The 12,989-nt window shown below is 64.6% G+C and carries 11 protein-coding genes; 5 read left to right on the plus strand and 6 right to left on the minus strand.

The genetic code is table 11. The features are described from left to right. Nucleotides 1–68 precede the first annotated feature (68 nt). Nucleotides 69–770 carry a phosphoglycerol geranylgeranyltransferase gene (locus CRO01_RS10220; protein WP_097009021.1) on the minus strand — a complete coding sequence of 234 codons (702 nt, stop codon included), beginning with the start codon at nucleotides 768–770 and terminating at the stop codon, nucleotides 69–71. Nucleotides 771–870: 100 nt separating this feature from the next. On the opposite strand from CRO01_RS10220, the gene CRO01_RS10225 reads away from it, so the two are divergent. Further along, nucleotides 871–1,614 carry a DICT sensory domain-containing protein gene (locus CRO01_RS10225; protein WP_097009022.1) on the plus strand — a complete coding sequence of 248 codons (744 nt, stop codon included), beginning with the start codon at nucleotides 871–873 and terminating at the stop codon, nucleotides 1,612–1,614. 33 nt (nucleotides 1,615–1,647) lie between these two features. Here the strand turns inward: CRO01_RS10225 and CRO01_RS10230 are convergent, their stop codons facing one another. The 5 genes from CRO01_RS10230 to gatB all read right to left on the minus strand — a co-directional run bounded on the left by CRO01_RS10230 (nucleotide 1,648) and on the right by gatB (nucleotide 7,345). After that, nucleotides 1,648–2,019, minus strand: a complete 372-nt coding sequence (locus CRO01_RS10230) for a cupin domain-containing protein (protein ID WP_097009023.1) — start codon at nucleotides 2,017–2,019, stop codon at nucleotides 1,648–1,650. A 255-nt stretch (nucleotides 2,020–2,274) separates the two neighbouring features. Continuing rightward, nucleotides 2,275–4,794 (minus strand): DNA topoisomerase I, encoded by a 2,520-nt coding sequence (locus tag CRO01_RS10235; protein WP_097009024.1) that lies wholly within the window; start codon nucleotides 4,792–4,794, stop codon nucleotides 2,275–2,277. Between the two features lie 189 nt (nucleotides 4,795–4,983). Continuing rightward, nucleotides 4,984–5,316, minus strand: a complete 333-nt coding sequence (locus tag CRO01_RS10240) for a HalOD1 output domain-containing protein (RefSeq protein WP_097009025.1) — start codon at nucleotides 5,314–5,316, stop codon at nucleotides 4,984–4,986. An 82-nt stretch (nucleotides 5,317–5,398) separates the two neighbouring features. Next, nucleotides 5,399–5,770, minus strand: coding sequence for a hypothetical protein (locus CRO01_RS10245; RefSeq protein WP_097009026.1), 372 nt, complete (start codon nucleotides 5,768–5,770; stop codon nucleotides 5,399–5,401). A gap of 75 nt (nucleotides 5,771–5,845) precedes the next feature. Further along, the gene (gene gatB, locus CRO01_RS10250) at nucleotides 5,846–7,345 is read right to left on the minus strand and encodes an Asp-tRNA(Asn)/Glu-tRNA(Gln) amidotransferase subunit GatB (protein ID WP_097009027.1); all 1,500 of its coding nucleotides are present in this window, start codon (nucleotides 7,343–7,345) and stop codon (nucleotides 5,846–5,848) included. A gap of 112 nt (nucleotides 7,346–7,457) precedes the next feature. On the opposite strand from gatB, the gene CRO01_RS10255 reads away from it, so the two are divergent. From CRO01_RS10255 to CRO01_RS10270, 4 genes are all read left to right on the plus strand, one after another. After that, complete coding sequence (locus tag CRO01_RS10255) at nucleotides 7,458–7,667, plus strand: hypothetical protein (RefSeq protein WP_097009028.1); 210 nt, start codon at nucleotides 7,458–7,460, stop codon at nucleotides 7,665–7,667. A 79-nt stretch (nucleotides 7,668–7,746) separates the two neighbouring features. After that, a complete protein-coding gene (locus CRO01_RS10260) occupies nucleotides 7,747–8,079 on the plus strand; it encodes a DUF7518 family protein (protein WP_097009029.1) in 333 nt (110 codons plus the stop codon). Nucleotides 8,080–8,122: 43 nt separating this feature from the next. Further along, nucleotides 8,123–11,707, plus strand: a complete 3,585-nt coding sequence (gene smc, locus CRO01_RS10265; protein ID WP_097009030.1) for a chromosome segregation protein SMC — start codon at nucleotides 8,123–8,125, stop codon at nucleotides 11,705–11,707. Beyond that, entirely contained in the window at nucleotides 11,700–12,680 is a 981-nt protein-coding gene (locus tag CRO01_RS10270) for a segregation/condensation protein A (RefSeq protein ID WP_097009031.1), read from the plus strand. The genes smc and CRO01_RS10270 overlap by 8 nt, the downstream gene beginning before the upstream one ends. The last annotated feature ends 309 nt before the right edge of the window (nucleotides 12,681–12,989 follow it).

Raw genomic sequence — 12,989 nt, forward strand, 5'->3', positions numbered from 1 at the left:
GAGAGGCGTTGTCAAGCGTCTCTCCGGCGTTTGCGTTCGATCGTTCGAGAGAGAAAGCAACCTGTTGGTCAGGCGTCTTTTGCGCCACGAACCGTCTCCTCGACGGCGTCGACGCCCTCGGCGTGGACCAGATCGCCGACGACGACGACATCGGCGTGCTCGCCCATCTGGTGTGCGGAGTCGTAGTCGTGGACGCCGCCGCCGTAAAACAGCGCGGCGTCGTCGGTCGCGTCGGCAGCGGCCTCGACGACCGCGGGGTCGCCGAGCGTGCCCGAATACTCGATGTAGACGATTTCCTGACCGAACATCTCCTCGGCGACCTCGGCGTAGGCCGCCACGTCGTCGGGGCTCAGATCGCAGTCGGCTTCGGTGTAGGTTGCGACGCTGGCCTCGGGGTTCATCACGACGTAGGCTTCGGTCGTGATCCGGTCCCACGGCAGGTCGTCTTCCATGCGCGCCCACTCCTTGTGAGCGCCGACGGTCCAGAACGGATCGCCCGCGTTGAGTACCGTCGGGATGAGGTACCCGTCGAGCGCCTCGTCGTTGACCGCGACTTCGGGTGCGCTTGGTTCGAGGTACAGCGGCACGTCGTGTGTCGCGCAGGCGTCGATGACCCGTTGCATCTTGTCGGTCGTCATCCCGGTCGTCCCGCCGATCTCGATGGCGTCCGTCCCCGTCTCGCAGACGTCTTCGAACGTCTCGCCCTCGACGAGCGTCTTGTCGGGGTCGATCTTCACGATATGGTCCCACTCGGCCCAGCGAGTCGTCATACCCGAAGCAATCTAAAGGACCGACTAAAACCCCTTCGGAACTGGCGTTCGGTTGGAGGTAAATTTATAACTGTAGGCGATCCTTTGACAGAAAACAGAGATGACCTTCGAGCAGTTCATCGGCACCGTAGCGGGGCGGGATCTTACCCTGCGAGTAGTCAACCGCACCGAACTCGATCCGGTATACGGTATGCTCGAAGATGCGTTTGGGGGTCAAGACGTCGTGGTCGAAGAAGTCGAGGACGAATCCGAACTCGAAAACGAGGTACAACTCGTCGAGTCCGGCGACGCGCTTGCGGTCTCGTCGCTCACTGAGGTGCGCGACAGCGTCCTCACGGTGAACTCCGACCTGTATATCACCGGTTCGCGCCCGCTCGAAGATGTCGACACGCCCGACGTGATCGCCGAACTCGGCGATACGACGTTCACCGTCGACGGCCACCAGAAGTACCTCCTGATTCAACTCTCGCGGGAGATCGAGGCGATGGCGCTTGCGGGCGGCGAAGGGACGGTCCACACCGGGTTTCAGTATCTGTCCCGAATCGACGACGAGCGCGGGACGCTGGCTGCCTACGAGACGCTCGGCGATTCGGACCTCGAAGTCCACGTCTATGGTGTTCCCGACGCCGATCCGTTCGTCCGGCCGGGCGTCGAACTCCACGGCATCGACGACGAGGAAATTCGTGACTCGTGGTTCGTTACCTACACCAGCGATCGCGACGATATCCGCGAGGCCGCGCTGGTCGCCTACGAGCGCGAACAGAACGTCTGGGACGGCTTCTGGACGTTCGAGCCGGAACTGGTCGCAGAAGTCGAGGAGTACATCGAGTCGGAATTCCTCTGAGCGACCAATCCGACGGTGTCCGACGCCGCAACGTCACTCCGCCAGTTCGATCTCGTCGTCACCGTTGGGCACCGCACAGATGAACGCCCCTGCTTCCTCGCCCTCGTTGCGATACCAGTGAACGGTTCCGGCCGGGATCAGCAGCGAGTCGCCCGCACTAACCTCGTGTTCCTCGTCGCCGATTCCCACAACGTACTCGCCCGAGAGCACGTACTGCTCGTGTTCGACCGCGTTGGTGTGTTTCGGCACCTCGGCACCGGCGTCAAGCTCGAATCGTCGGACGGCGAAGTTCGGCGCCGCTTCGTCCTCACCGATCAGCACGCCCTTCGATAACCCCTCCGCCGCGTCGACTGTTTCGTACTCGATCTCCTCGGCGCGTCGGATCGTCGGATCGGGATCGCTCATACCCGAGTACAGACGCCGGGGCGCCCTAAAGCTGACTCCGCAGCGGCCTCCGGCGGCGCGGTCGCGCGGTGCTGTGCGGTAGCGGAGCGGTACCGGTGCAAAAGCGGATCAAGCAGTTGTACCGCGCACGAGCGAGCGCCCGGCAGGGCGCGAGGGAGGGCGCGGATTTTTGGCCGAGATTTTTGCCGTGAGCGGTGGCGGAGCGAGGGCTTGCGGGCCCGAGCGACGCCACCCGAACGGGAAAAAGGTCGTGGATTAGGCTTTCGCCTGCCACTTCCGGATCCGGTCCTCGCTGACGCCGTCGACGTCGCCGGCGACCGCCTCGGCTTCGGCGTCCGCGAGGTCGTCGATGCTCTCGATGCCGGCGTCGGCGAGCTTCTCGGCGGTCTTGGCGCCGATGCCGTCGAGCGCTTCGAGGTCGCTGCCCGAGTCGCTCTCGCGGGCCTGATACTCGCGGTAGTTGCAGATCGGACAGCCCAGTTCCCACGGCTCGTCGCCGTTGTGGACGATCAGTTCGGGCAGGCCGTGTTCCTCGCAGTGCTCGTCGGTGACTTCGATCTCGCCGCGGCGGGGCAGGGGCAGCGAGTAGTCACAATCGGGATAGCGCGTACAGCCGACGAGTCGGGAGCCGTTGCGCAGTTGCTTGATTGCGAGTTCACCGCCGTGGTCGTCAGCACACTCCGGACACTCACCGAGGATCGGTCCCTCGCCGGCCTCGTCGGCCTTGCACTGGGGGCAGCCGTGGACGAACGTCTGGCGGCCGGCGAGCATCTTGACGTGGCGCAGGTCGTGTTCGTCACAGGTCTCGTCGAGGATCAGCGGTTTGCCTGTGCTTGGAAGCGGGAGGGTGTACTCGCAGTCGGGGTAGCCGTCGCAGCCGACGAAGGCCGACCCGCCGCGGGCGCGCCGGACGAGCAGGTCGTGGTCGGACTCGGGACAGGGCCCGAGCGTCTTGTCGGCCTTGAGCGACTTCTGGAGGTGGTCGCCGATCTCCTCGCGGGACTCGACCAGTTCCTCGAACACGCGGTCGAGCATTTCGCGGGATTCCTCGGTGACGTCGTCGAGCGTCGCCTCGCCCTCCGCGATGGCGGTCATGTCGGCTTCGAGCTCGCTCGTCATGTCCTCGCTGACGACGCGGTCGGCGTACTCCTCGGCGGCCTCGACGACCGCCATCGCAAGCCGCGTCGGTCGGGGCGGGTCGCCCTCGACGTAGCCTCGGTCGTAGAGCTTCTCGATGGTGTTGTGGCGGGTCGATTTGGTGCCGATGCCGAGCTTCTCCATCGTCTCGATGAGCCGCGACTGGCCGTACCGGCGAGGGGGCTGGGTCTCTTTTTGTTCCTCGCGGGCGTCGACGATCGGGAGCTGTTCGCCCTCCGCTACGTCGGGGACGTAGTTCTCGCTGGTGTTGAAGTACGGATACACGTCGTGGTAGCCCGCCTCGACGAGGCGCTTGCCGTTGGCTTTGAGCGTGAGCGCCTCGGTGTCGTTGGGCAGGTCGACCGACACCTCGCCGTCGAGTTCGGCGACGACCTTGAGGTGTTCCCAGACCGCCGGTTCGGCGACGGTCGCAAAGAACCGCCGCACGACGAGTTCGTAGACCTCCCACTCGTCGTCGGACAGCTCGCTCTTTTTGGGAATCTCGCCGGTCGGGTGGATCGGCGGGTGGTCGGTCGTCTCCTCGTCGCCCTCGGTGGGGTCGATCTCCTCGATCTCCAGCAGGGCTTCGGCGTCGTCGCCGAACGTGTAGTGGCCGACGAACTCGTCGAGCAGCGTCTCGGGATCGAGATCGTCGGGATAGACCGTGTTGTCGGTCCGCGGGTAGGTGATGTAGCCGGCGGTGTAGAGATCCTCGGCGACGCTCATTCCGCGCTGGGCGGAGTAGCCGAGCGCGCCCGCTGCCCGGATGAACTGCGTGGTGTTGAACGGCTCGGGCGGGCTGTCGGTCCGCGTGCGGCGGTTGACGCGCTCGACGGTCGTCGTCGCGTCAGTCGTCGCCAGCGACTCGTAGACGGCGTCGGCCAGTGTCTCGTCCCAGACGCGTTCGGCCTCGTTGCCGTCCTCGTCGCGGTAGAAGTACTGTGCCTCGAACGCGTCGTCGTCCTTCGCGAGGTCGGCGAACAGCTCCCAGTACTCGTCGGGATCGAACGCCTGAATCTCGCGCTCGCGCTCGACCAGCAAGCGCAGCGTCGGCGTCTGGACGCGCCCGACCGAGATGAAGTCGTCCCCGAGTTGGCGGGCCGACAGCGAGAGAAATCGCGTCAGTGCGGCGCCCCAGATCAGGTCGATCGTCTGGCGGGCCTCGCCGGCCGCCGCCAGATCGAAGTCCAACTCCTCGCGGTTGTCGAACGCGTCGGTGACCTCGCGCTCGGTGATCGAGGAGAAGCGGACGCGATCGATCGGTGCCTCCTCGTTGACGTCTCGGACGAGTTCGTAGGCCTCCTTGCCGATCAACTCGCCCTCGCGGTCGTAGTCAGTTGCGATGGTCACGCGGTCGGCGTCCCGCGCGAGCGAGCGCAGCGCCGCGACGATCGACTCTTGGGTGGGCGTCTTCTCGACGTCGGCGTCGATCAGCTCGACGGGTTCGACGTCGCGCCAGTCGCTGTACTCCTCGGGAAAGTCGACCCCGACGACGTGGCCGGAGAGGCCGATCACGCGCTTGCCGCCCCACCGGTAGACGTTGACGCCGTTCCGGCGGGTCGAACTCGCGGACTCGCCGCTCAGAATGTCGGCGATGCGTCGGGCCGCGTTGTCCTTCTCGGTGATGATGAGTTCCACAGGATACCACCTCCGACACCACACTGTCGGTTGTTATCTGGCGTAGGACAACCCGGCGGGTAAACCTTTCGGGGTATCGAACCGCGAGACTGCGGCGGGAGAACTGCCCCTGACGGGGGCGTTCCGGCACGATAGCGTCGAACAAAACGATGAGCGAACTATCGGAGACGAGTAGCGTTCAGACGCGATTTACTTCTCGGCAGGGAGTAACTGAACGACGCCGCCGCCGTCGATGAGAACGGTGAAGCCGGCGTACTCGAAGGAGATGCGCACCGATCCTTCGGGAGTTGCTCGGCAGATGCTATCGAGCGCCTCGGGGTCGATGGCGCCGTAGAGCGGGTCGAGTTCGAGGGGGTCGCAGTCGCGCTCTTGTGCGACCAGCGAGACGATCGCTTCGGTTGCGGAACCGTCCGCTGTCGGTTCGAAGATGGCTTTCGGGGCGTCGGTGTCGAGTTTGACACCGTCCCGATCCGCACGATCGGCATGATCTACGGAGTGCCGATGAAACTGTTCTTCATCCATACAGCGGGTGTAGACGGCGCTGCTACTTGAATGATTGGCACGCCGACACCCCCCTCGAGAGTGAGGGGCCGGCACACGGCAACTACTCGTGATCAACAACCGACTCGTCGTTGCCCGCGGCCATCTTTCGATGCTGGCTACAGTATCGCTCGCCCGGCACTGCATCCCGCGAACACCGACTGCCGGACGCCGTTGCCGCGACGCACTGATCTGGGGCCGGTGAGTCGGCGTCGGTCGACTGCGCTTGTTCGCGCTCGCCGCTGTCCCGATCGCTTGACTCGTTGGCTCGTTGCTCGTAGAACCGTCGAAAGCTCTCCTCCCACGACTCTGGATCGGGGCGGTCGCTCCGGTGTTCGACCGTGATGCCGGAGTACGAACAGCGCCGACAGCTCCACGTCTCGCTGTCCCCGAGGCTGTAGTGGATCAACCGTTCGCCGCATCGCGGACAGTCCATACCGGCTTCCCGTAGCGAACCCACAAAGGTTTATCTCCACGCTGCTGTCCCGAAACAACAGCTCGGCGGCGGGCGCTACTCCTCTAGCTCGGCCCGGAGCAGTTGGTTCACGTCGCCGGGGTCGGCCGATCCGCCGGTCTTTTGCATCACCTGCCCGACGAGGAAGTTGATCGCGCCGTCTTCGCCGTTCCGGTGGTCCTCGACGGCGTCCGGATGCTCCTCGATGGCCTCCTCGACGGCCTGCTGAACCTCGTCTTCGTCGGTCTTGCCGAGTCCTTCGGCTTCGACGATCTCGTCGGGCGCGCGCCCCTCGTCGAGCATCTCGCGGAGCACAGTCTCGCGGGCGTTCTTCGCGGTGATCTCGTCGGTTGCGACGAGTTCGACCAGCCGCGCGACCTCGTCGAAGCGGCCGTCGAGGTCAGTGATCTCCATGTCGCGGTAGTTGAGTTCCCCGAGCAGGTTGTCCGCGACCCACGTCGCGGCCAGATCGGGATCGAACGTCTCTGCGATGTCCTCGTAGAAATCCGCGACCTGCTTGGTCGAGGTGAGCTTGCTCGCGGCTTCCTCGCCGAGATCGTACTCCTGGGCGAAGCGCTCGCGGCGGGCGTCGGGGAGCTCCGGAATGGCGATTTTCTCCTTCCAGTCGGCCACCTGTAGGGGCGGGAGGTCGGCCTCACCGAAGTAGCGGTAGTCCTTTTCTTCCTCTTTCGAGCGCATCGAGACGGTGATGCCCTTGGTCTCGTCCCAGTGTCGCGTCTCTTGCTCGACGACGCGCCCGCGCTTGATGGCGTTTTTCTGCCGGGTGACCTCGTAGGCCAGCGCCTTCTCGGCGCCCTTGTGGCTGGAGATGTTCTTGACCTCCGTTCGGTTGGCCGCTTCGAGCGCTTCGGTGCTGAACTCGCCGGTGCCGCTGTCGACGTTCTCCTCGCTGCGCTCGACCAGCGAGATGTTGGCGTCGATGCGCAGGCTGCCGTCGCGGGTGCTCTCGAAGACGCCGAGATACTCAAGGACTTCCTCTAGCTTGGCGAGGAACGCGCGCACCTCGTCGGGACTGCGGAAGTCCGGCCGCGTGACAATCTCCAGTAGCGGGACGCCGGCGCGGTTGTAGTTGACCAGCGTGTAGTCGGCGGTGTCGATCGAGCCGCCGACGTGCTGGAGACTGCCGGGGTCCTCTTCGAGATGGGCGCGTTCGATGCCGATCTCGCGGCGCTCGCCCTCGACGCCGACTTCCAACCGGCCGTCCTGACAGATCGGCTCGTCGTACTGCGTGATCTGGAAGTTCTTGGGCAGGTCGGGGTAGTAGTAGTTCTTCCGGTGGAAGCGGGTCTCCTCGGGGATGTCGGCGTCGATCGCTTTGCCGACCTTGACGGCGGCTTCGACCGCCCCCTCGTTGAGCACCGGGAGCGCGCCGGGAAGCCCAAGACACACCGGACAGGTGTTGGTGTTGGGCTCGGCGTCGGTCTGGTCGGTCGAACAGCTACAGAAGATCTTCGTGTCGGTCTCGAGCTGGACGTGGACCTCCAGCCCGATCACGACGGCGAGGTCGGCGTCCTGCTGGGTCGCCTGCGCGGTCATTGCCGAGGCGTTCGGGACGGGCCCGCTAAAGACTAACGCAAGCGCGCGCACGCCAGTCGCCGCCGCGGTGTCGAGCACAACCTATTTGACTGCTCGACGGTTCCAGCCCGGTATGGTGGAGATTCCGTTCGGTCTGTCGCCGGACCAGCTACAGTCGATCGGCCTGCTGTTCGTCGGGACCGGCCTCGCACTGCTGTTGTTTTACTTCCGCGACAATGTGACGCACCTCTCGGCGATGATCGTCGTCTTCTTCGTGTTCTGTGGCGCGTCGATGATCGGCTACGGCTCGGCGCTGACGGCCGTCGAACGCAGCCAGTGGTGAGCGGCTACGCGAGTTACTGACAGAATTATTTTATTTGTCTGACGCACGTTTAAGGGTACAGAGCCACCCCTTGATTCATATGTCGAACGACCGAGTCGAGGAACTCGAAGCGACGGTGTCGGAACTGGAATCGACCGTCAGAGGGCTCACCGAAGAACTCGTCGAGACCAAAGAGCGGGTCCGGTTGCTCGAAGCCGAACTCGAACCCAGCGAGGGCGCCACGACCGGAACGCCCGCGACGGCACGGCGCGGCGCCGCCGGCCGATCGCAGGACGACGACCAGCCGGAATCGGAGGAAGCCGCACCCGAGGACGTGCAGGAGGCGGCAGCCGAAGCCGATAAGGGAGATGGGGACAACGGGGAGGACGAAACCGACGGCTCCGAACTCGGCGACGACATCATCGTCGCGTGATCGCCGGGGCCGACTGCGGGCGTCGCCCGGGAGATGACAACGCATGCATATAAAAGAGCTCGTTCTGGAGAACTTCAAGAGCTTCGGCCGCAAGACTCGAATTCCGTTCTACGAGGACTTCACCGTCGTTACCGGACCCAACGGGAGCGGGAAGTCAAACATCATCGACGCGGTGCTGTTCGCGCTGGGGCTGGCCCGCGCCCGAGGGATTCGCGCCCAGAAGCTGACTGACCTGATCTACAACCCCGGCTTCGACGACGGCGAGGAGGCCGCCGGGCCGAAAGAAGCCAGCGTCGAGGTCGTACTCGACAACGCCGATCGCACGCTCGACCGGGGCCAGATCGTCAACGCCGCCGGGAGCGAAGATGTCGGTGATATCGACGAGGTGACGATCCGCCGGCGCGTCAAAGAGACCGAGGACAACTACTACTCCTACTACTACCTCAACGGGCGCTCGGTGAACCTCTCGGCCATTCAGGACCTGCTCGCGCAGGCCGGCGTGACGCCGGAGGGGTACAACGTCGTCATGCAGGGCGACGTGACCGAGATCATCAACATGACGCCACACGAACGCCGGGAGATCATCGACCAGATCGCCGGCGTCGCCGAGTTCGATGCGAAAAAAGAGGACGCCTTCGAGGAGCTGGAAGCCGTCGAGGACCAGATCGACGAAGCGCAGTTGAAGATCGACGAGAAGCAGGCCCGACTCGACCAGCTCAGTGACGAGCGCGAGACCGCACTGGAGTACCAATCGCTCCGCGAGGAAAAAGAGGAGTACGAGGGGTATCTCAAGGCCGCCGAACTCGAAGACAAGCGCGAGGATCTCGCGGGCGTCCGCGAGACGATCGAGTCCCGATCCGAGGAGCTCGACGACCTCCAGCGCGATCTCGACGAGAAGCAAGGCGCCGTCGTCCGATTGGACGAAGACCTCGAAGATCTCAACGCCGAGATCGAGCGCAAGGGCGAAGACGAGCAGTTAGAGATCAAAAGCGAGATCGAGGGGATCAAAGGCGACATCGCGCGGCTCGAAGACAAGATCGAGTCGACCGAGGAGAAACGCGAGGCCGCCGAGAACGAGCGCCGCGAGGCGTTCGTGCAGGTCGACCGCAAGCAAGAGGAGATCGACGACCTCGAATCGTCGATCCGCGAGATCAAAGTCGAGAAGTCCTCGGTCAAAGCCGACATCCAGACCAAGGAGGCCGAACTGGCCGAGATCGAGCAACAGATCGACGACATCGACACCGAGTTCGACGAGCTGAAAGCCGAGCTTCAGGAGCGCAAGGCCGACCGCGAGGCCGTCAAAGAGGAACGCAACGACCTCCAGCGTGAGAAGGACCGACTGCTCGACGAGGCGCGGCGCCGCTCGAACGAGATCGCCGATCTCGAAGCCGAAATCGACGAGGCGCGCGAGCAGATTCCCGAACTGGAAGCCGATGTCGACGACTTGGAGAACGAACTGACGAAGGCGCGCGCGAACGCCGAGAACATCGAGGAGGTCGTCGACGATCTCAAATCCCAAAAACGCGCGCTCCAGTCCGACATCGACGACGTAGAAGACAAAATTCAGGCCAAACAACAGGAGTACGCCGAGCTGGAAGCCCGCGCCGACGAGAGCGGCGACAGTTCGTATGGCCGGTCGGTGACGACGATCCTCAACGCGAGCATCGACGGCGTCCACGGTACTGTCGGCCAGCTCGGCGGCGTCTCCCAGCGGTACGCGACCGCCTGCGAGACGGCGGCCGGCGGCCGGCTCGCCAACGTCGTCGTCGACGACGACAGCGTCGGCCAGACCTGTATCGAACATCTCAAGTCGCGCAACGCCGGCCGGGCCACGTTCCTGCCGATGACGGAGATGCACTCCCGGAGCCTGCCGTCGGCGCCCTCGGACCCGGGCGTGGTCGACTTCGCGTACAACCTCGTGGACTTCGATTCGAGCTACTCGGGCATCTTTTCGTACGTGCTCGGCGACACGCTCGTCGTCGAGGACATGGAGACCGCCCGCCAGTACATGGGCGACTACCGGATGGTGACGCTGGAGGGCGAACTCGTAGAGAAAAGCGGCGCCATGACCGGCGGTTCGACCAGCGGGTCGCGCTACTCCTTCTCGAAGTCCGGCAAGGGCCAACTCGAACGGGTCGCCGAAGAGATTCAGGAGCTACAGGACGAACGCGACTCGCTGCGCGAGGACCTACAGGGCGTCGAGGACCGCCTCGACGACGCCCGCGACCGCAAGACCGACGCGACCGATCAGGTGCGCTCGATCGAATCCGAGATCGAGAGTACCGAATCGGAGATCGAGTCGGTTCGCGAGAGCATCGGCGAGAAAGAAGATCGGCTCGACGAGCTGCGCGAGGAACGCGAATCCGTCGACGAGCGCATGAGCGAGATCGACGCCGAACTCGACGAGAAAGACGCCGCGCTCGACGAGATCGACGCCGATGTCGAGGAGCTAGAGACCGAACTGGCCGACTCGGAGATCCCCGAGCTGACCAGCGAGGCCGAAGCGATCGAAGACGAGATCGACGAACTCGAAGATCGGCTCGACGATCTCGACGCCGATCTCAACGAGTACCAGCTCGAAAAGCAGTACGCCGAGGAGTCGATCGAGGAGCTCCACGAGACGATCGAAGACGCCCAGAATCGCAAGGCCGACTGTGAAGAACAGATCGGGGAGCTCGAAGCTCAGATCGAGGACAAAGAGCAGTTACTGGACGAAAAGCGCCAAGAAGTGCTCGAACTCGAAGACGAGCTGGCGGAGCTCAAAGACGACCGCGAGGAGCTCAAAGCGGAACTGCGCGAAGCCAAGTCCGAGCGCGACCGCGCACAGGACGAGGTCAACCGCATCGAGAGCAAACTCGACGAACTACGCGACACCGAGGACCGGCTCGAATGGGAGATCGACGAGCTAGAGTCGACCGTCGGCGACTACGATCCCGAGGAAATTCCCGACCACGACGAGGTTCAAGAACGGGTAACCACGCTCGAAGCCGAGATGGAGGCCTTAGAGCCGGTCAACATGCTCGCAATCGAGGAGTACGACGAGGTCGAGGCCGACCTCGAAGAGCTGGAAGACGGTCGGGACACGCTCGTCGAGGAGCGCGACGGCATCCGTGACCGGATCGACTCCTACGAAGCCCAGAAGAAGGCGACGTTCATGGACGCCTACGAGGCGATCGACGACCAGTTCGAGGAGATCTTCGAGCGCCTCTCGAACGGCACCGGCACGCTCCACCTCGAAGACCCCGAAGATCCCTTCGAGGGCGGGATGACGATGAAGGCAGAGCCGGGCGACAAGCCGATCCAGCGACTCGACGCGATGTCCGGCGGGGAGAAGTCACTGACCGCGCTGGCGTTTATCTTCGCCATCCAGCGGTACAACCCCGCGCCGTTCTACGCCCTAGACGAGGTCGACGCCTTCCTCGACGCCGCCAACGCCGAGCGCGTCGGCGAGATGGTCGACGAACTCGCCGGCGAGGCCCAGTTCGTCGTGGTGTCACACCGGTCTGCGATGCTCGAACGCTCCGAGCGCGCCATCGGCGTCACGATGCAGGGCGACAACGTCAGCGCCGTCACCGGCATTCAGCTCGACGAGGGCGGAGGCGACGGCGAGGTGAGCGCGGATGACTGACGACGACATCCCGCTGGACATCGCCGGCCACGGGGACCGCGACCGAGATGGCGACGCCGAGACCGGCGGGGCCGGACTTCCCGGCACTCTTGGCGACGGCGCCGACGCGTCCGCCTCGTCAGATGCCGACGCGACAGCGTCGCGCGATGTCGCTGCGGCGTCGAGCGAAGACGACGACGAGGAGGTCGAACCCGTCGAGTTGCTGGTCGGACTCGCGGAGGACGGCGAGATCGACCCGTGGGACATCGACGTCGTGACGGTGACCGACAAGTATCTCGACCGGCTCGACGAGGCCGACCTGCGAACGTCGGGACGGGCGCTGTTCTACGCGAGCGTACTCCTGCGGATGAAAGGCGACGGCCTGCTCTCGGAGCAGTCCGACGAGCCACCGGAGCCAGAGCCGTGGGAACAGCCCTTCGTCGACGACGGCGGGGACGGCGGCGATGCCCCCGCCGGCCCCGATCCCGTCGCCGGGCTCGAAGCCGAGATGGAGCGCCGACTCGACCGCAAGAGCGTCCGGGGCAAGCCCGAGACGCTCGACGAACTCGTCCGCGAGCTCCGGGACGCCGAGCGCGATTCCCGGTGGAAAGAGTCCCGCGAGTACGACACGTCCGGTTCGCCACAGGGGTTCCGACGCGGCACCCAGACGCTGGATTACCACTCCGGCGACGACTTCCGGGCCGACGACGAGCCGACCGAGGACGAGGTCACGGGCAACGCCCACGAGGAAGACATCGAGACAGTCATCGAGGACGTCAATCGCGTCCTGCGCGAGCAGTACGACGCCGGCCGCCGAGAGGTGCTGTACGCCGAAATCGACGACGCCGGCGGCTCGCGGGTCGAGACGTATCTCGCGCTGCTCTTTTTGGCCAACCGCGACCACGTCCGTCTCGAACAGGACGAGCTGTTCGGCGACCTCTGGATACAGGACCCGAGTGCCGTCGAAGCCGAAGAGCCGGCGATCGCTGACTGACAGTCGAGGTTTCGATGCCGGACCGCCGATGGAATTATACTATAGTATGGCGTACGTTACCACATGACTCCAACGAAAATTCGTGAACGACTTCGGGAGTCCCGGGACAGCGTGAACCCGGCCGAGTACGTCTCCGCGCTGGAGTACGTGCGCGACGACGGGCGCGAGCGCTGACGATCCCAAACGACACCCATCCGCGCTTCGACCGGCAGTCAGTTCGACGCAGGAACCCGATCGAAGGGCCCCACGAGTCGCGGCTGTGGACGCGACGGGGCGACGAGGTGGATAGATCAAAGGGGCGTTTTAGCT

It is taken from the genome of Natronoarchaeum philippinense, from assembly GCF_900215575.1.
GTDB lineage: Archaea > Halobacteriota > Halobacteria > Halobacteriales > Natronoarchaeaceae > Natronoarchaeum > Natronoarchaeum philippinense.